We start from the raw sequence: 17132 nt of genomic DNA on the forward strand, positions 1-17132 counted from the left end.
CATCCGGTTGGCGAGGCACCGATGGGCGGATACTTCTGATCGGTGCCTCAGCAACGCCAATGCCGGCCATACGGTTGCGGAGGCACCGATCACGAGACGTCCACCGCATTCGGTTGCTCAGGCACCGATCAGGGGGTCATAGGCTGCGCGGGTGACCACGACCTCGACCTTCCCGCAGCGGCGCACCCTCGGGGTGCTCGCCGGCTCCCAGGTGGTCGGCGGCATCGGGAACGGCGCGGGACTCTCGGTCGGTGCCCTGCTGGTACGTGAGGTCTCCGGCTCCGCCGGCTGGGCGGGCACCGCCACCGTCGCCCTCACCCTCGGCGCTGCGGCCGCGACCCTGCCGCTCGCCACCCTTGCCGCCCACCGCGGGCGCCGACCGGCACTGGCCCTCGGGTGGCTCGTGGGGGCCGTCGGTGCGGCGCTCGTGGTGTCGGGTTCGGCAGGAGGCTCCCTCGCCCTGGCACTGGCCGGCCTCGTGCTGTTCGGCGTCAGCACCGCGGCCAGCCTGCAGGCGCGGTTCGCCGCCACCGACCGCTCCGACGGCCCCACCGTCGGTCGCGACCTGTCCCTCGTGGTCTGGGCGATGACGATCGGCGCGGTCGCCGGACCGAACCTCACCGGCCCCGGCGCCGCCCTCGGCCGCGCCCTCGACATCCCCGAGATCGCCGGTCCGATGCTGTTCTCCCTCGCCGCGTTCGCGCTCGCCGGCCTGCTCACCCTCGTCGGCCTGCGGCCCGACCCCCTGCCCGCACGCGACGCCGCCGCTCCCCCACCGGTGCGCATCCGGGCCGCCCTGCCCCACGTCCGCGGAGCCGCCGCGACGGCGATCGTCGCCGTCGCCGCGGCTCACGCCGTCATGGTGGCCGTCATGGCCCTGACCCCCGTGCACATGCAGGACCACGGCTCGGACCTGGAGGTCATCGGACTGACGATCAGCCTGCACATCGCCGGGATGTACGCCCTGTCGCCGGTGATGGGCTGGCTGGCCGACGCGTGGGGTCCGGCCCGCACCATCGTGCTCGGTCAGCTCCTGCTCGTGGCCGCCGTCGTCGTCGCCGGGACCTCGGGACACTCCGACCTGCAGATCACCGTCGGACTCGTGCTGCTCGGGATCGGATGGTCCGCGAGCGTCATCGCCGGAGCGGTCCTGCTGACCCGCAGCGTCGACGACGACGTCCGCACGCCGCTGCAGGGCTTCAGCGACATGGCGATGAGCCTGTCGGGGGCCACGGGGGGCCTGCTCGCCGGTCTCGTGGTCGCCTGGCAGGGCTTCGCGGTCCTGAACGCGGCCGCCGGCCTGCTCGTGGTGCCGGTGGTCGTGCTGGTCCTGGCCGGACGACGCACCGCACGGCAGGTCAGCGGCGGAACACCGTAGCGCGCACCCAGTCGACCGGCGGCAGGACGAACCGGAACCACCAGTCCTCGACGCGGTCCGCCAGCGCGTACCAGGCGTCGACGATGCGGTCGGTCACCGGTGCCGTGACGTCCGCGACCGCGTACCCGAGGTCCTCCCACAGGTCGTCGCTGAGGAAGAGCCCGGTGACCGCCACCACTGCGAAGGCCGACCACAAGGTGCCGAGCACGATGCCGAAGAAGAGGTTCACGGCGACGGCGAGCACGACCACCGTGTTGCGAGTCGTACGGTTCACGAGGGCGGGGACGAAGAACAGCTGGGAGACGAGCACCGCCCAGGTGACGAGGGCGAGCGGAACCGTACCGACGCTGAGCAGGTCCGAGAGCCACGGGAACGGCCGGTACTCGGGCAGCTGCAGGGTGCCGAACAGAGCGGTGCCCTGCTGCCACTGGGGCTGGGCGACCTTGGCGAGCCCGGCCGCCAGGTAGGCCAAGGCCACCTGCGTCCCGAGCCCGAGCAGTCCGACGTTGTGCAGACCCGTGCGCAACCACTCCGGCACCGCCTGCTCGCTGCCGGGACGTTCCAGGCGTGCGGCGTCCAGGGACCACACGTCCGCGAGCCGCATCAGCAGCATCCACAGCAGCGCGATGCGCAGCAGGTTGTCTGACGCCGTCGAGAGCAGCGGGTTCTGGCCGGTGACCGCGATGAAGCCGACCAGCAGCAGGACGTTGGCGGCCTTGGTGCGCCAGCCGAGGACGAACGCGACCGCCGCCAGGATGACCGCGACGTAGACCACGGTGAGGATGTCGGCGCTCACCCCGTCGAGCAGCGCGATCTCGGGGAACCGGCTCACCGCCCGCGTGGGCTCGGCCCACAGGGAGGCGTCGCCGACCCAGGCCTGCCGGTTGCCGAAGTTCGTGACCAGCAGACCCAGCACTGCGAGCCCGACGCCGATGCGGGCGGCGGCCAGGGCGTGCACGGCGTGGCGCGACTGCGTCAACCATCCGACGACCTCGCCCCTGGACTCGGACACGGCGATCCTGGACACCGTCTCAGTCTCCCTTCACCCACGTGTCGAAGGCGCGCTGCTCGCGCTCCTGTGTCGTGACCGCCGGGCGCCACCCGACCGTGAACAGGCCGAACTCGAGGTCACCGACGCGCACGTCGTCCCGGTCCTCCCTCGGCGGCACGACGCGGCGTCCCACCCGGTACTGCACCTCGACCACCGGGTCGTCCAGACTCGCCCGAGCGTACAGGCTCGCGAACCTGGTGAGCATGGTGTCCAGGCGCGTGAACCGGGCAACGAGCTGCGGATCGACGCCCTCGTCGGCCAGCCCCGCGGCGACGCGGTTGCCCTCGCCGTCGGTCGTCGAGGCCCCGACGACCGCGCGGCCGCCGATGCCGAGCTCGAACATGACGCCGTTCAGGTTCGTGGCGAGGCGTCGGGCGGCCGTCGACATCCGGTCCGGGGCGGCGTTGCGGCGCAGCGTCCGCAGGTCGGCCGCAGTGACGTCGATCCACCCGGTCTCCTCGACCGTCTCCTCGTCGACCTGGACCCGAGCGCGGATCTGCAGGGACTCGTCGACCCGCTGTGCGCTGGGCTCGAGCACGTCCCACGACTGCTGGAAGTAGGGGTTGACGTAGAAGGCCAGCCGGGTCGGGCCGGCGGCGTCGCGCACCGGACCGTCGGGCGCGAGGAACAGGGCGATGACGACGGAGTGGATGACGGCGACGGTCGCGAGCGCGAGGATCAGCACCGCGCGCCAGCCCTGGCTGGCGTCGGGAGGCGTGTGGCCCACGGGCGGTGCGGCCTCGGTCTGCGGCGCGTCATCCGGCGCGGTGGCGGACTCCGTCCGGACCCTCACCTCGTGCTCGGCCACGGACCGATCGGTGTCGACGGCGTCGCCCGGGGTCTCGGCGGGATCGCGAGGGTCGCGCGGGTCGGTCTCGTCGTTCACCGGGACTCCCTCCCTCGTCGACGCGTGCATTAGGTGGACACGGGCACGGGGTCGAGTATCCCGCGCCCAGAAAGACCTCTGCCCGGTGACGTCACGTCACCGGGCAGAGGTCGTGATCTGGATGGATCAGATCAGGGCGCGTCGCCGCTCGTTGACGAGCACCGCGGCACCGAAGGCCACCAGGCCCAGACCCAGCAGCCAGAACGGCAGCAGGTTCGGAGCACCGGCGTTCGGCAGCGAGCTGGTCACATCCGCGTCGGCCTGGGCGTCGGCGTCGGCGATGGCGTCGGCCTGCGCGTCGGCAGCAGCGTCGGCGATGGTGCCGTCGGCCTGCGTGCCGTCGTCACCGGCGGCCGCCTGATCCTGCTGGACGATCGGCGTGCGGCTGTTGGCACCGACAAGCGAGTTGCCAAGGAAGAGGTCCGCGAGTCCGCCGTCGCCGGCAGCGCCGAGGACCGTGACCCGAACGGCGGTAGCGGAGTAGACGTTGGTCGTCGTCTCAAGCCGGTCGCCCACGAGTCCGACGTACTCGTCGATCACGTTGACGTCGACGCTGATCGCCCGGCGAAGCTCGGTGGTCAGCGTGTTCAGGCCGTCCGTCAGAGCAGCGGACAACGGCGCTACGGCCGAAGTGATCAGCGTATCGATGGCGGTGGTCAGCGCTTCCACAAGTTCCGGGGCCACAGCGTCCAAGGTGATGGGCGTGATGGTACCGAGGGTGTCGAGCTGAAGCCCCGCCGTGCCGATGGCCCCGAGCACCTGGGTGTTGGCCTGCGCAAGCAGTCCGGGCAGCGCTTCGGTCACGCCAGTCGCGACAAGATTGAGCAGGTCCTGTTGACCATCGGCGCGACTCAGCGACGCGAAGTTGACGTTGCCGTCGGTGGCCGCCTCGAGGAGCTCGTCGATGTTCAGCGTCACCAGACCGGTCTGAAGGTTCACCGTGACGCCTCCATTGCTGACCGTCGTCACGGCGTCGAGGGTGTTCTGGACGCCCGTGACGCTGACGGCCAGTACGCCCGGCTCGCCGATCGTGATGTCGGGGTCGCCCAGGGTGTCGCCGATGGCGTCGAGGATCGTGCCCAGCGCGACGACCTCTGCGCTGATGGAGCCTTGTGCGATGCCGACGGTGCTTGACGGGCTGGTCGGGGCGTTCTCCTCAAGCGACGCCTGCGATCCCAGCGCGCCGAGGTCGAGCGTGACGTTCGCGAGCGCGTTCAGCGGTTCCAGCGGCTGGCCCGGACCGGACAGGTTGAGCACCGCATTTGCCGGAGGCGCGTCTCCGCCGCCGACCTGAACGAGTCCGGCGTTGGTCACAGCACCGGACGCTGCGTCGGACGCGTCGCGCTGCGCGAAGGCGTAGCTGCCGACAGCGCCAACACCCTCGGAACCGAGTGCATCGCCGACCGGACCAGTCAAGGCCTTGAGCGGGTCGAGCGGACCGGCCACATAGTTGGGGCCGTCGGTCTCGGGAGTACCTGCCGCGGTGTCGACGAAGGCGTTGGCGCCGCCGGCGCCGACATCGGTTCCGGCGAACTCGCCGCCCTCGAGCACGTCGCCCAGAGGATCGATCAGCGGATCACCCAAGGCGCCGGTGGCAGCGATGTACTGCGCCTCGGCGTAGGACTTGTAGTCGAATCCTTCTGCGGCGTTGGCCGACAGCGAGACGGCGCTGGTCACCAACAACGTGGAGAGACCCACCGCCAAGGTGTTTCTTCCGAGCTTCTTCAAGACGTACTCCCAGTCAAATCGGCCGGACTCTTCCCCAAGTCCGACACAGGTCCGTGTGACGACGCCCACCTGTGGCGTGGCGCACTGGCCGACATCTTAATCACATCTCAGGCAGGTTGAGGAAACCGGAGTTACAAAAGGCTGGACACCCCTGCACGCCGTCAGTCGCCTCGCACCGGTTCGGTCGCGGACCGCACCAGGCGTTCATCGCCGTCGTTCCAACGATCCCGGCCCACTCTGCGACGCACCTCGTGCTCGATCCGGCGCCATGTGACGTCACTCACCAGCATCATGTCGACGGCGATCATGACCAGCGAGAAGTACATGATCCCCATCGCCAGGCCGATCGACAGGTGCATGCCGGTGATCATGACGAGGGCGATCGCCCGCAGGGGCCGGTACAGCAGGAGGACGGGGAACATCAGCTGGATCGCGACGGAGACCCACGTGGCGGCCAGCACGATCGGCTCGGCGCTGGTGATCGGGTGCAGCAGGTCGCGCCACGGCGAGTAGGCCTCGACCTGCAGCGGGAAGTACACCGCGGTCCCGTCGAGCCAGACCGGGCTCTGGACCTTCCACAGCGCCGAGGCGACGTAGACGATCACGACCTGGTGGATGATCAGGACGACGGCGAGGTTGTGCAGCGTCGTGCCGAACCACTCCGGCAGCCGGGGCGTCGGGCGCCCGCGACGTGCGTCGAGGGACCAGAAGGCGCCGGACTCGGTGAAGCACAGGTAGAGCAGCACCATCCGCAGGACCGCGTCGCCACCGGAGCCCACGAACGGGTTCGTCGTGTACATCGACAGCCACAGCAGCAGCGTCGCTGCGGTCATCGTGCGGGTGTGCCAGCCGAGCATCAGCAGGAACCCGGACGCAATGGTGGCGAGGTACAGCAGGTCGAAGAGCCGACCGTCGGCTGCGACGAACGCCCCCAGGAAGGACGGCCACGCGTCGAGGCTGCGGATCGGTTCGCTCCACGCGGTCCCGTCGCCCCACGTGTAGTGACGGTCGGGCAGGTTGACGAGGAGCTGGGTCCACACGATCAGCCCGAGCACGATGCGCGTGACGGCCAAGCCGCGGCGTGCGTGCTTGGCCTCCATGAGCCACGTGGTCGCCGGCTCGAGCAGCTGCCTCATCGGTGCCTCCGGTCGAAGCGCTCTACGGCGTCCAGCTCGGCCCCGGTCGGGGGCAGCGCCGCGCGCCAACCGCTCGTGCGCTCGACCGGTGCGGGGCGAGCGGCCTCGCGCTCGTCGCGTGGGAGCCGACGGTCCGCGTACGGCGTGACCGCCTGCGTGCGCAGCCGGTAGCGGACCGCGACGAGCTCCACGTCGCGATGGCGTGCCTGCACGACCACGGTGCCGAGCGCGATCACCGACCCCTCGTAGGTGAGCCACCGCTGCGCCCGCAGCCGTTGGCTCGGGTCGGCGCCCGCACCGGTCACGCGTTGCTCGACCTCCTCCCACGAGGGGGTCGCCACCGGGTCGACGACGTCGACCGCTCGACGCTGCTCGTCACTGAGGGCACGGTGTCGCCCGGCGAGGGAGGAATGGAACTTGTTGGTGACGTAGCCGGCTCGTCCGCCGATGACGTGCTGGCGCACCGCACCCAGCTCGACGTCGGTCCAGTCGACCCAGTCGGTGGTGACGAGCTCACCGTCGACCTCGTACGCGGCCTGGAACAGGATCGAGCGGTCCGAGGAGATCGGCGACGGGGCGAACAGTCGCCAGTTCTGCGTGAAGAAGGGGTTCTGGTAGCTCGTCGCAGGCCGCAGCGCCTCGCTCGCCCGGTTGGGCGGCATCGCGGCGGCGGTGATGAACACCAGCTGGGTCGCGGCGACCAGCACCGCGCAGAGCACGAACGCCGTGCGCAGCGCCGACGGCCGCTCGGCCGCTTCGCCGGCCGCCCCCGGAACGCGCTCGGCGCGGTCGTCGGCGGTGTCGTCGCTCGGCTCGGTCACGGCGTCACGGTACCCGCGGTCGCGGTGCGGGAGCGACGCCCGACGTACCGGCAGGCAGGATGGGACGGTCACCGCACCCAGCCGGCTACCGGAGGACCCGACGTGAAGAACCCCGTGCAGCAGTACCTGGAGGAGATCGTCGAGGCGTGCGCCGGGACCTCGGGCGCCGTCGCGGACTACATCCCCGAGCTCGCCGAGGCCGACCCCGACCGGTTCGCCCTGTGCCTGGCCACGGTCGACGGCCGCGTCTACACCGTCGGCGACGCGGAGGCACGCTTCAGCATCCAGTCGATCAGCAAGCCGTTCACCTACGCGCTCGCCCTGCAGGACAGCGGGAAGGAGGCCGTCGCCGAGAAGGTCGGCGTCGAGCCGTCGGGCGATGCGTTCAACGAGATCAGCCTGGCCCCGGACTCCGGTCGTCCCTTCAACCCCATGATCAACGCCGGTGCCATCACCACCACGTCGCTGCTCGCCGGGGAGGACGGCGACGAGCGGTTCGCCCGGGCCCTGGAGGGCTTCGGCCGGTTCGCCGGCCGCGAGCTCGACGTCGACGAGGCGATCTACGACTCCGAGCTCTCGACGGCCCACCGCAACCGCGCGATCGCGCACATGCTGCGAGAGTTCTCCATCCTCGAGGGCGACCCGGAGGACGTGCTGGCCCAGTACGTCCGGCAGTGCTCGATCTCCGTGGACACCCAGGACCTCGCCCTGATGGCCGCGACCCTCGCCAACGGCGGGGTCCAGCCGCGCACCGGTGAGGAGGTGCTCGACGCCCAGCTCGTCGAGCACGTCCTGAGCGTCATGACCACGTGCGGCATGTACGACGCGGCCGGGGACTGGGTGACCGCCGTCGGGATGCCGGCCAAGAGCGGCGTCAGCGGCGGCATCATCGGCGTGCTGCCCGGCCAGGTCGGCATCGCCGTCTTCTCGCCTCGGCTGGACTCCCACGGCAACAGCGCCCGTGGCGTGACGCTGTTCGAGCGCATGTCGCACGACATGGAGCTGCACATCATGCACGTGAGCCGTGGTTCGAGGAGCGCTCTGCGCGCCTCCTTCCCGCTGTCGCAGGCGCGCTCACGACGCCGCCGGACCACCGCGGAGCAGGAGGCCCTGGACCGGGTGAGTGACCGGTGCCGTGTCTACGAGCTGCACGGCGACCTGCTGTTCTCCGGTGCCGAGTCGGTCGTGCGCTCGATCGTCGACGACGACCCCGAGCTGGCGGTGCTGGACTTCACGCACGTCAACGAGATCGCGACGGTCAGCCGCCAGACCCTCATCGCGTTGCGCGACCGGCTGCGCGAGTGCGGCGCCGAGGCGGTGGTCGTCGACCCCGGCGAGGTCATCCCCGACCCGGACGCCGGCACCGACCGCGCGACACGACGCTTCCCCGACGTCACCAGCGCCCTGGCCTGGGCCGAGGACGAGCTGATCCGCCGACACTGCGGCGACCTCACCACGAGCGACCCCGTCGGGGAACATCCGCTGATGAGCGGACTCTCCGACCATGCGTCCGAGGTGGTGCGGGCCGCGCTGGAGTCGCGCGAGCACGCCGACGGCGAGATCGTCCTCGAGGCCGGGGGTGACTTCTCCGGCGTGCACCTGATCATCGACGGTCGCGCCGTGGCCTGTGCCGAGGCGCCGGACGGCTCGCGCATGAACCTCGTGACGATGGAGCCCGGCACGTCCTTCGGCGAGCTCGCGCTCGGCACCGAGGACGTGCAGGAGACCGAGATCCGCGCTGACGGCGACCTCAGCTTGCTCGTCCTCTCCGCGGACTCCATCGAACGGATCACCGAGGACGATCCTGCCGTGGGCCTGGAGATGTGGCGGGCGATGGCACGCGACGGCTACCGCGTCGCCGACAAGGCCCTCCGTCGCGGCGCGACACGGCTGGCGTGAGCGAGGGCACGAGCTCAGACGGCGGGGACCTCGTCGTCGGAGAGGACGGTCTGGCACGGCCGGTGTGGGCGGCGTCGGACCCGATGCTGCGGGCCTACTACGACACCGAGTGGGGCATGCCGGTCCGCGACGAGCGTGGGCTGTTCGAGCGGCTGAGCCTCGAGGCGTTCCAGTCCGGACTCTCCTGGGCGATCATCCTGCGCAAGCGCGAGGGCTTCCGGGCCGCGTTCGACGGCTTCGACCCCGACCTCGTCGCCGCCTACGACGAGCACGACGTCGACCGGCTGCTCGGCGACGCAGCGATCGTGCGCAACCGCGCGAAGATCGAGGCGACGATCACGAACGCACGAGCGACGGTGGACCTGCGGTCCCGAGGTGGTCTGCCGGATCTCGTCTGGTCGCACCGGCCCGCGCGGACGCCCGAGCCGCGGACGTTCGCCGACGTCCCGACGACGTCGCCGGAGTCCGAGGCCCTGGCAAGGGCGCTGCGGCGCGAGGGATTTCGGTTCGTCGGCCCGACGACGATGTTCGCGCTGATGGAGGCCGTGGGGATCGTCGACACCCACCTGGTGGGGTCGCACCGACGTGGGACGTCGGGGGTCTGGTCCTCCTCCGACACGCCCTGGTCGGCGGCGTCGCGGACCTCGTAGACCAAATCGCGCGAACGATCCGACCTTCTCCGCGCCGGCCAGGCGGAGCCGCTCGCTCCCGACGCGCCGGGGGAAGAGCGGGGCGCCCGCGCCGACCGGCACCTCCGGCCGACGCGTGGTGAAGACGAACACGGCACGGTCGCCGAAGAAGTCCGCCCACGTCTCGGGTCGGGCGAGCGGGTCGTCGTGACGCAGCAGCCACTCGTCGATGGTCGACCCCTGCACCATGACGCGGGCCTGCGCCGGGAAGAGGCCGTCGAGCGACTCCTCGCCGCCCTCGACCGCGAAGAGCCAGTCGAGGGAGTCGTGCTCGTCGGCGATCCGGCCGTCGATGCTGGTGGCGGTGTCGAAGAGGAAGCGGCCCACGGTCCGAGCCTGGACCCCAGAGCCGACAGCTCCCGGACGCCGCGGAGCCCGGGACCCACGTGGGGTCCCGGGCTCCGCCGACCTGTCGGGCTCAGGCCAGGTCGAACCGGTCGAGCTCCATCACCTTGGTCCACGCAGCGACGAAGTCGTGCACGAACTTCTCGTGCGCGTCCTCGCTGGCGTACACCTCGGAAAGGGCGCGCAGCTCGGAGTTCGAGCCGAAGACCAGGTCGACGGCCGTGGCGGTCCAGAGAACCTCGCCGCTCGAGGCATCACGGATCTCGTAGACGCCCTCCTCGTCCTGCGACGCCTTCCACTGCGTCCCGGGTGACAGCAGGTTGACGAAGAAGTCCGTCGTGAGCGCGCCCACCCGGCCGGTCAGGACACCGTGGCGCGTGTCGGCGACGTTGGCGCCCAGCGCACGCATGCCGCCAACCAGCACCGTCATCTCCGGCGGCGTGAGACCGAGCAGGTAGGCCCGGTCGACCAGCGCCGACTCCGGCTGCAACTTCTCGCCGGAGGTCCAGAAGTTGCGGAACCCGTCGGCGCGGGGCTCCAGGTAGCGGAAGGAGTCGACGTCCGTGTCCTCCTGGGTGGCGTCCGTGCGACCCGGACGGAAGGGCACGGTGACGTCGTACCCTGCGTCCTTGGCGGCCTTCTCCACCGCGACGGCACCGCCGAGCACGATGAGGTCGGCCAGGGAGACCTTCTTGCCGCCGGCCTGGGCGGCGTTGAAGTCCTGCTGCACCTGCTCCAGCTTCTCGATGACGACGCCGACCTGCTGTTCCTGGTTGACGGCCCAGCTGCGCTGGGGCTCCAGCCGGATGCGGGCACCGTTGGCGCCGCCGCGACGGTCGGTCTTGCGGAAGGTGGAGGCCGACGCCCACGCGGCACCGGCGAGCTGCTGGACGCTCAGGCCGGATGCGAGCAGCGTGCGCTTGAGGTCGGCGACGTCCTGCTCGTCGACCAGCTCGTGGTCGAGCGCCGGCACGGGGTCCTGCCACAGCTGCGGCTCGGGCACCCACGGCCCGAGGTACTGGTTGCCGACCGGGCCCATGTCACGGTGCAGCAGCTTGTACCAGGCTCGACCGAAGGCGTCGGCGAACTCGTCGGGGTTCTCGAGGAAGCGACGGGAGATCTTCTCGTACGCCGGATCGAACCGCAGCGAGAGGTCCGTGGTGAGCATCGTCGGCTTGTGCTTCACGCCCGGCTCGTGGGCGTCGGGGATGATCTCGGGCGCATCCTTCGCGACCCACTGCCATGCACCGGCTGGGCTCTTGGTCAGCTCCCACTCGTAGCCGAAGAGGATCTCGAGGAACCGGTTGCTCCACTCGGTCGGTCGGTCGGTCCACGTCACCTCCAGACCGCTCGTGATGGTGTCCTTGCCCTTGCCCGAGCCGTAGGTGCTCATCCAGCCCAGACCTTGAGCCTCGAGCGGGGCAGCCTCTGGCTCCGGCCCGGCGTACTCGTCGCCGTTGGCGGCGCCGTGGGTCTTGCCGAAGGTGTGACCGCCGGCGATCAGGGCGACCGTCTCCTCGTCGTTCATCGCCATCCGGGCGAAGGTCTCGCGGATGTACGGTGCCGCCGCGGCCGGGTCCGGGTTGCCCATGGGGCCCTCGGGGTTGACGTAGATGAGGCCCATCTCGGTGGCCCCCACCCCGGTCGCCATCTTGCCCTCCTCGGTGTACCGCTCGTCACCGAGCCAGGAGTCCTCAGGTCCCCAGAAGATCTGCTCGGGCTCCCACACGTCCTCACGACCGAACGCGAACCCGAAGGTCTCGAAGCCCATGGACTCCATGGCCACGGTCCCGGCCAGCACCAGCAGGTCGGCCCAGGAGACCTTCTGACCGTACTTCTGCTTGACCGGCCACAACAGGCGGCGAGCCTTGTCGAGGTTGGCGTTGTCGGGCCAGCTGTTGAGGGGGGCGAAGCGCTGCCCGCCGTCGCTGGCGCCGCCGCGGCCGTCCTCGAGCCGGTAGGTCCCGGCTGCGTGCCAGCTCAGTCGGATCATCAGGCCGCCGTAGTGGCCGAAGTCCGCCGGCCACCAGTCCTGCGAGGTCGTGAGGACCTCGACGACGTCCTGCTTGAGCTGCTCGACATCGACCTTGGCGAACTCCGCCGCGTAGTCGAAGTCCTCGCCCAGCGGGTTGCGCAGGGGCGACTGGGCCGCCAGGACGGTGAGGTCGAGCTGGTTGGGCCACCAGTCACGGTTGGTACGGGGCCGCGAGGTCTGGGGCTGGGGCGACGGCATGCCCGGGTTCTCGCTCTCGCTGCCGTGGGGCTGGGTGATGCCGTCGTGCGCGATGGGGCAACCCCCCTCCGGCTTGCTGTTGGCGGCCTGGGCGCTGGGGTCGTTCTCGGTCATGGGCTTCCTTCCGGTCGGAGCGGTCGTGTCGTGCGGATGGTCGAGGTGGTTCAGGCGCTTGTCGCCACACACTGGGCACAGGTGCCCCAGTAGACGACCTCGGCCTCGTCGATCGTGAAGCCGTGGTCGTGCGAGGCCACCAGGCATGGGGCGGAGCCGACGGCGCAGTCGACGTCGGCGATGGCGCCGCACGAGCGGCAGACGACGTGGTGGTGGTTGTCGTCGATGCGGCGCTCGTAGCGGGCGGCGTGGCCCGTGGGCTGGATGCGACGGACGATGCCCGCAGCCGTGAGGGCGGCGAGGCCGTCGTAGACCGCCTGGTGGGAGACGTCGGCGACGTTGGCTCGCACGACGTCGATCACCGTGGCGGTGTCGGCGTGCGGGTGCTGCTCGAGGGCGTCGAGGACGGCCAGCCGCGGCTGGGTCACACGGAGGCCGGCCCCTCGCAACAACTCTGCGGTGCTCGGCTCGGACATGGCTCCATCATGCCAGTTTTCTTGAACGAGTCAAGATATGCGGTGGGCGCGTCGATCGCGCTCGACCCGCCGTCGGTGGAGGTCGCGCATCACGGGCTCGAGCTCCTCGACCGGTCCGTCGACGACGGCACCTGGCACGAGCTCCTCGACCGTGAGTGACGCGACGGGCGCCGGCGGCTCGCCCCACTCGGCGAGCCACTCCCCCAACCGACTCGAGCGCACCGCGACGACGATCCGTCCGAGCCCCACCCACCCGTGCGCGGCCGCGCACATGGGGCAGTGCTCGCCGGAGGTGTAGACGGTGGCCGCAGAGCGTTCGTCGGCGTCGAGGTGCGCGGCGGCCCACCGGGCGATCGCGAGCTCGGGGTGCTGCGTGCGGTCGCCCCCGCTCACGTGGTTGTGGTCCTCGAGCAGCACCTCGCCGCCGGCGGAGACGAGCACCGACCCGAACGGTTCGTCGCCGACGTCCAGCGCCCGCTCCGCCAGCTCGACGCAGCGACGCAGGTGGGTCAGGTCGGTCTCGGAGACGCTCATCGACTCATGATCGCGCGGCTCGCGACCCGCTGCAGCGGACCGGTCGTCGCGGCCGGACGTGGCGCGCCTGCTCGGCCGGGAACGACGAGGGCCCGGACCATGCGGTCCGGGCCCTCATCGTGCGGGTGGAGCATAGGAGATTCGAACTCCTGACCTCTTCCATGCCATGGAAGCGCGCTACCAACTGCGCCAATGCCCCTCGCGGGTGGTGCTCGACTCTCGTCCAGCGCCGATAGAGAACTCTACCCGCTCACGGCCACGCGACCCAAACCGGGGTCACTCGTCGTCGGACATGACCGGCTCGGGGAGGGTGCCGGCGTTCCACTCGGTCAGGCGCCAGCGGCTGTCGTGCTGCGGCGCGATCTGCTCCAGAGCGATCCACGAGCAGTTCGAGAGCCCGGCGAAGGACCGCCAGGTGGACTCCGGGAAGCCGAGGAACGTCGCCGTGCCGACGCGCAGGACCGCGCCGTGGGCCACGAGCACGAGTGTCCCTCCGTCGGTGAGCCCGTCCAGCGCCTCCGTCAGCGCCTCGGCCAGTCGCGCGCCGGCCTCGGCGTGCGTCTCAGCCCCCGGGAAGCGCGGGTCGGAGCCGTCGAGCATGCCCTGCATGAGGTCGGGGAACGTCTCCCACGACTCCTTCCAGGTGAGGCCCTCGCGGGCGCCGAAGTTCATCTCGCGCAGCCGCTCGTCGGTCTCGACCGACACCCCGGTGAGCGTCGCGAGCTCCTCGGCGGTGTCCCGCGCCCGGCGCAGGTCCGAGGACAGGATGCGCTCCGGCTTCAAGGAGGCGAGTCGTGCTGCGGCCGCCCGGGCCTGCTCACGGCCGGTGTCGTCGAGCTTGGTGTCGGTCTGACCCTGGACGCGTCGCTCGAGGTTCCAGGCGGTCTGGCCGTGACGCCACAAGATGACGTGACGGCTCACGACAGCGCCACCGTCGGACAGTCGCTCCACAGCCGCTCGAGGGCGTAGAAGGCGCGCTCCTCGGTGTGCTGGACGTGGACGACGACGTCGGCGAAGTCGAGCAGGACCCAGCGGCCCTCGCGCTCGCCCTCGCGGCGGACGGGCTTGACGCCGAGCGGCAGGAGGGCCTCCTCGATCGCGTCCTGGACGGCACGCACCTGGCGCGGCGTCGAGGCGCTGCAGATGAGGAAGACGTCGGTGATGTACAGCTGCTCGGAGACGTCGAAGGCGAGGATCTCGGTGGCGAGCTTGTCGTCGGCAGCAGCGGCGGCGACGCGGGTGAGCTCGATCGCTCGGTCGGTGGCGGTCATGCGTCCTCTCGGGGTTCGGGCGAGCGGTAGAGACGGTGCTTGCCGATGTACTGCACGACGCCGTCCGGGACGAGGTACCAGACCGGCTCCCCCGCACCGACGCGCTGGCGGCAGTCGGTCGAGGAGATGGCGAGCGCCGGGATCTCGACCAGGGTGACGCGGTCCTGCGGGAGGTCGGCCAGCGTCTGGGCGTCGAGCTCGTGGCCGGGTCGGGTGCAGCCGACGAAGTGCGCGAGGTCGAACAGCTCGTCGTGGTCGCGCCACGTCAGGATGGCGGCCAGCGCGTCGGCGCCGGTGATGAAGTACAGGTCGGCGTCGGGGTTCGCGGCGCGCAGCTCACGCAGCGTGTCGATCGTGTACGTCAGGCCGTCGCGCTCGATGTCGACCCGGCTCACCTCGAACCTCGGGTTGGCAGCCGTGGCGATGACCGTCATCAGGTAGCGGTGCTCGGCCGGGGAGACCTCGCGGTCGGCCTTCTGCCAGGGCTGGCCGGTGGGGACGAAGACGACCTCGTCGAGGTCGAACCACGACTGCACCTCACTGGCCGCGACGAGGTGGCCGTGGTGGATGGGGTCGAAGGTGCCGCCCATGACGCCGACACGACGTCGCACGGGTGCGGGACCGGGCGCGGTGCTCAGGTGTGCTCGCGGCCCTTGCCGAACACGAGCAGCGCGATGAGCAGGAGCATCAGGAACCCGAAGGCCAGCGCACCGATGCCGATGGCCTGGAGGAGGAAGTTGCTCTCTTCGGCGCCCTCTTCAGCGGCCTGCAGGATCGTCGTCAACATGGTCGCAATCTACCAGCGTCCGAGGACTCGACGCCGATCGGCCGCGCAGCCACGGGTCAGCGGACGTGACCCTCGCCAGTGACGACGTAGGTGGTGGTGGTCATCTCCGGCAGGCCCATCGGGCCGCGGGCGTGCAGCTTCTGCGTCGAGATGCCGATCTCGGCGCCGAACCCGAACTCCCCTCCGTCGGTGAAGCGGGTCGACGCATTCACCATGACGGCCGCGGAGTCGACGCCGAGGGTGAAGCGCCGAGCGGCGTCGAGGTCGGCGGTGACGATCGCCTCGGTGTGGCCCGACGACCACCGCCGGATGTGGGCGACGGCGTCGTCGAGGGAGTCGACGACGCGGGCCGCGATGTCCATGGAGAGGTACTCGACTTCCCAGTCCTCCTCCGTCGCGGTGGTCACGGCGCCGTCCACGGCCTGGAAGCGGTCGTCGCCGTGGACGGTGACGCCGGCGTCGAGCAGGGCTGCGGTCACGCGCGGGAGGAACTCCTCGGCGACGGCGGCGTGCACCAGCAGGGACTCCGCCGCGTTGCAGACACTCGTGCGCTGCGTCTTGGCGTTCAGGACGATGTCGAGGGCCATGTCGAGGTCGGCAGCGGCGTCGACGTAGACGTGGACGTTGCCGGTGCCGGTCTCGATGACGGGCACGGTGGACTCCTCGACGACCGTGCGGATCAGGCCGGCCCCGCCGCGCGGGATGACGAGGTCGACGAGCCCGCGGGCCCGCATGAGGTGCGTCACGCTGGAGCGGTCGTCAGCGGGGATCGCCTGCACGAGGTCGGCCGGGAGACCGGACGAGGCGATCGCGTCGCGCATGGCGTCGACGATGACGAGGTTGGAGCGCTGTGCCGAGCGGGAGCCGCGCAGGAGCGACGCACTGCCGGCCTTGAGGCAGATGGCGGCGGCGTCGGCGGTGACGTTCGGGCGACCCTCGTAGATCATCCCGATGACGCCCATCGGGACGCGCACCTGCTGCAGCCTCAGCCCGTTCGGCAGGGTCGACCCGCGGACGACCTCCCCGATCGGGTCCGGAAGCGCGGCGACGTCGCGCACCCCCTGGGCGAAGGCTGCGACGCGGTCGGCGTCGAGCAGGAGCCGGTCGATCACGTTCTCCGGCGTGCCGTCCGCCCTGGCGGCCTCGACGTCGGCGGTGTTCGCCTCGACGATCCGGTCGGTGGCCCCGACCAGGGCGTCGGCCGCGGCGAGGAGAGCGGCGTCCTTCTGCGCACGGGTGGCCAGGGCGAGCACGGACGCGGCGTCGCGCGCCCGGCGGGCAGCGTCGTGGACGATGTCCTTCACGACGGGGAGTCTAGGCCGTGGTCGTGGCAGGGACGGCCCGAGGATCCACGTCACGAGGTCGTCGACCATCGCCTCGGTCGCCGTGGCGAGCCTTGTCATCAAGGAGCGCTGGCGTCTGCCCGAGCCGGAACCCTCTTCGTCCACACCTTCGATGAAGGCCGATGACACTGTCGGCGAGGGACCCTAGAATAGAAACACATCGTCGATAGGAGGATGTTCCCCGTGGTAGCCGTCCCGCTCGAGCCCGTCACTTCCACCGAGGTGTCCGGTGTGCTTGCGGGGCTGCATGCCCAGCTGGACCGCCTCGAGACGAGCATCTACGCCGGGCTCGACGGTCGTGATCAGCGCGACGCCGCCCGGTCGCTGGCGCGGTTGAAGGCCCGGGTCGCCGCGCACGAGCTGGCGGCCGTCGCGGCGGTGGAGTCCGCGGGGACCGCTCGGCGTGAGGGGGCCTCCTCGACCGGGTCGCTGCTGGCCGGT

The 17132-nt window shown here is 70.9% G+C and carries 17 protein-coding genes and 1 tRNA gene; 4 read left to right on the plus strand and 14 right to left on the minus strand.

The genetic code is table 11. From position 1 onward, the window contains the following. Positions 1-151: 151 nt before the first annotated feature. Positions 152-1378: an MFS transporter gene (locus ABD213_RS12910; RefSeq protein ID WP_344329419.1), complete on the plus strand. Its 1227-nt coding sequence runs from the start codon at positions 152-154 to the stop codon at positions 1376-1378. Here the strand turns inward: ABD213_RS12910 and ABD213_RS12915 are convergent. From ABD213_RS12915 to ABD213_RS12935, 5 genes are all read right to left on the minus strand, one after another. Continuing rightward, the gene (locus ABD213_RS12915; protein WP_344329423.1) at positions 1359-2390 is read right to left on the minus strand and encodes an HTTM domain-containing protein; all 1032 of its coding nucleotides are present in this window, start codon (positions 2388-2390) and stop codon (positions 1359-1361) included. The genes ABD213_RS12910 and ABD213_RS12915 overlap by 20 nt on opposite strands. 19 nt (positions 2391-2409) lie before the next feature. Beyond that, positions 2410-3315, minus strand: a complete 906-nt coding sequence (locus tag ABD213_RS12920; protein ID WP_344329425.1) for a DUF5819 family protein — start codon at positions 3313-3315, stop codon at positions 2410-2412. Positions 3316-3441: 126 nt separating this feature from the next. After that, a complete protein-coding gene (locus ABD213_RS12925) occupies positions 3442-5043 on the minus strand; it encodes a choice-of-anchor G family protein (RefSeq protein ID WP_344329426.1) in 1602 nt (533 codons plus the stop codon). Positions 5044-5204: 161 nt separating this feature from the next. Further along, entirely contained in the window at positions 5205-6179 is a 975-nt protein-coding gene (locus ABD213_RS12930; RefSeq protein WP_344329427.1) for an HTTM domain-containing protein, read from the minus strand. Then, positions 6176-7000, minus strand: a complete 825-nt coding sequence (locus ABD213_RS12935; RefSeq protein ID WP_344329428.1) for a DUF5819 family protein — start codon at positions 6998-7000, stop codon at positions 6176-6178. The genes ABD213_RS12930 and ABD213_RS12935 overlap by 4 nt, the downstream gene beginning before the upstream one ends. Before the next feature lie 102 nt (positions 7001-7102). Here ABD213_RS12935 and ABD213_RS12940 point away from each other — a divergent pair, with 102 nt between their 5' ends. Continuing rightward, positions 7103-8899 (plus strand): glutaminase, encoded by a 1797-nt coding sequence (locus ABD213_RS12940; RefSeq protein WP_344329430.1) that lies wholly within the window; start codon positions 7103-7105, stop codon positions 8897-8899. Then, a complete protein-coding gene (locus tag ABD213_RS12945) occupies positions 8896-9549 on the plus strand; it encodes a DNA-3-methyladenine glycosylase I (RefSeq protein ID WP_344329431.1) in 654 nt (217 codons plus the stop codon). Before ABD213_RS12940 ends, ABD213_RS12945 begins: the two co-directional genes overlap by 4 nt. Positions 9550-10006: 457 nt before the next feature. On the opposite strand, the gene katG is transcribed toward ABD213_RS12945, so the two are convergent. From katG to ABD213_RS12990, 9 genes are all read right to left on the minus strand, one after another. Beyond that, positions 10007-12280, minus strand: a complete 2274-nt coding sequence (gene katG / locus ABD213_RS12950) for a catalase/peroxidase HPI (RefSeq protein WP_344329433.1) — start codon at positions 12278-12280, stop codon at positions 10007-10009. Positions 12281-12330: 50 nt separating this feature from the next. Beyond that, on the minus strand, positions 12331-12756 hold the full coding sequence (locus ABD213_RS12955; RefSeq protein WP_344329435.1) for a Fur family transcriptional regulator: 426 nt from the start codon (positions 12754-12756) through the stop codon (positions 12331-12333). A gap of 30 nt (positions 12757-12786) precedes the next feature. After that, the gene (locus ABD213_RS12960) at positions 12787-13290 is read right to left on the minus strand and encodes a nucleoside deaminase (protein ID WP_344329436.1); all 504 of its coding nucleotides are present in this window, start codon (positions 13288-13290) and stop codon (positions 12787-12789) included. A gap of 126 nt (positions 13291-13416) precedes the next feature. Continuing rightward, positions 13417-13489: transfer RNA gene (locus ABD213_RS12965), tRNA-Ala, on the minus strand. 77 nt (positions 13490-13566) lie between these two features. Further along, positions 13567-14211 carry a histidine phosphatase family protein gene (locus ABD213_RS12970; protein WP_344329438.1) on the minus strand — a complete coding sequence of 215 codons (645 nt, stop codon included), beginning with the start codon at positions 14209-14211 and terminating at the stop codon, positions 13567-13569. Next, on the minus strand, positions 14208-14561 hold the full coding sequence (gene rsfS / locus ABD213_RS12975; RefSeq protein ID WP_344329447.1) for a ribosome silencing factor: 354 nt from the start codon (positions 14559-14561) through the stop codon (positions 14208-14210). Before rsfS ends, ABD213_RS12970 begins: the two co-directional genes overlap by 4 nt. Then, positions 14558-15172, minus strand: coding sequence for a nicotinate-nucleotide adenylyltransferase (nadD, locus tag ABD213_RS12980; RefSeq protein WP_425546065.1), 615 nt, complete (start codon positions 15170-15172; stop codon positions 14558-14560). The genes rsfS and nadD overlap by 4 nt, the downstream gene beginning before the upstream one ends. 23 nt (positions 15173-15195) lie before the next feature. After that, entirely contained in the window at positions 15196-15348 is a 153-nt protein-coding gene (locus ABD213_RS12985; protein ID WP_344329452.1) for a hypothetical protein, read from the minus strand. A 56-nt stretch (positions 15349-15404) separates the two neighbouring features. Then, positions 15405-16652 carry a glutamate-5-semialdehyde dehydrogenase gene (locus tag ABD213_RS12990; protein WP_344329455.1) on the minus strand — a complete coding sequence of 416 codons (1248 nt, stop codon included), beginning with the start codon at positions 16650-16652 and terminating at the stop codon, positions 15405-15407. A 222-nt stretch (positions 16653-16874) separates the two neighbouring features. On the opposite strand from ABD213_RS12990, the gene ABD213_RS12995 reads away from it, so the two are divergent. Continuing rightward, a partial coding sequence (locus tag ABD213_RS12995; RefSeq protein ID WP_344329457.1) for a hypothetical protein occupies positions 16875-17132 on the plus strand: 258 nt, incomplete at its 3' end.

Origin of the sequence: Aeromicrobium halocynthiae (assembly GCF_039531385.1) — a bacterium.
Classification (GTDB): domain Bacteria; phylum Actinomycetota; class Actinomycetes; order Propionibacteriales; family Nocardioidaceae; genus Aeromicrobium; species Aeromicrobium halocynthiae.

Coding starts and splice junctions, on each gene's coding strand:
- ABD213_RS12985 (WP_344329452.1), bottom strand. CDS start 15,348: ATGTTGACGACGATCCTGCAGGCCGCTGAAGAGGGCGCCGAAGAGAGC.
- ABD213_RS12930 (WP_344329427.1), bottom strand. CDS start 6,179: ATGAGGCAGCTGCTCGAGCCGGCGACCACGTGGCTCATGGAGGCCAAG.
- katG (WP_344329433.1), bottom strand. CDS start 12,280: ATGACCGAGAACGACCCCAGCGCCCAGGCCGCCAACAGCAAGCCGGAG.
- ABD213_RS12960 (WP_344329436.1), bottom strand. CDS start 13,290: ATGAGCGTCTCCGAGACCGACCTGACCCACCTGCGTCGCTGCGTCGAG.
- rsfS (WP_344329447.1), bottom strand. CDS start 14,561: ATGACCGCCACCGACCGAGCGATCGAGCTCACCCGCGTCGCCGCCGCT.
- ABD213_RS12955 (WP_344329435.1), bottom strand. CDS start 12,756: ATGTCCGAGCCGAGCACCGCAGAGTTGTTGCGAGGGGCCGGCCTCCGT.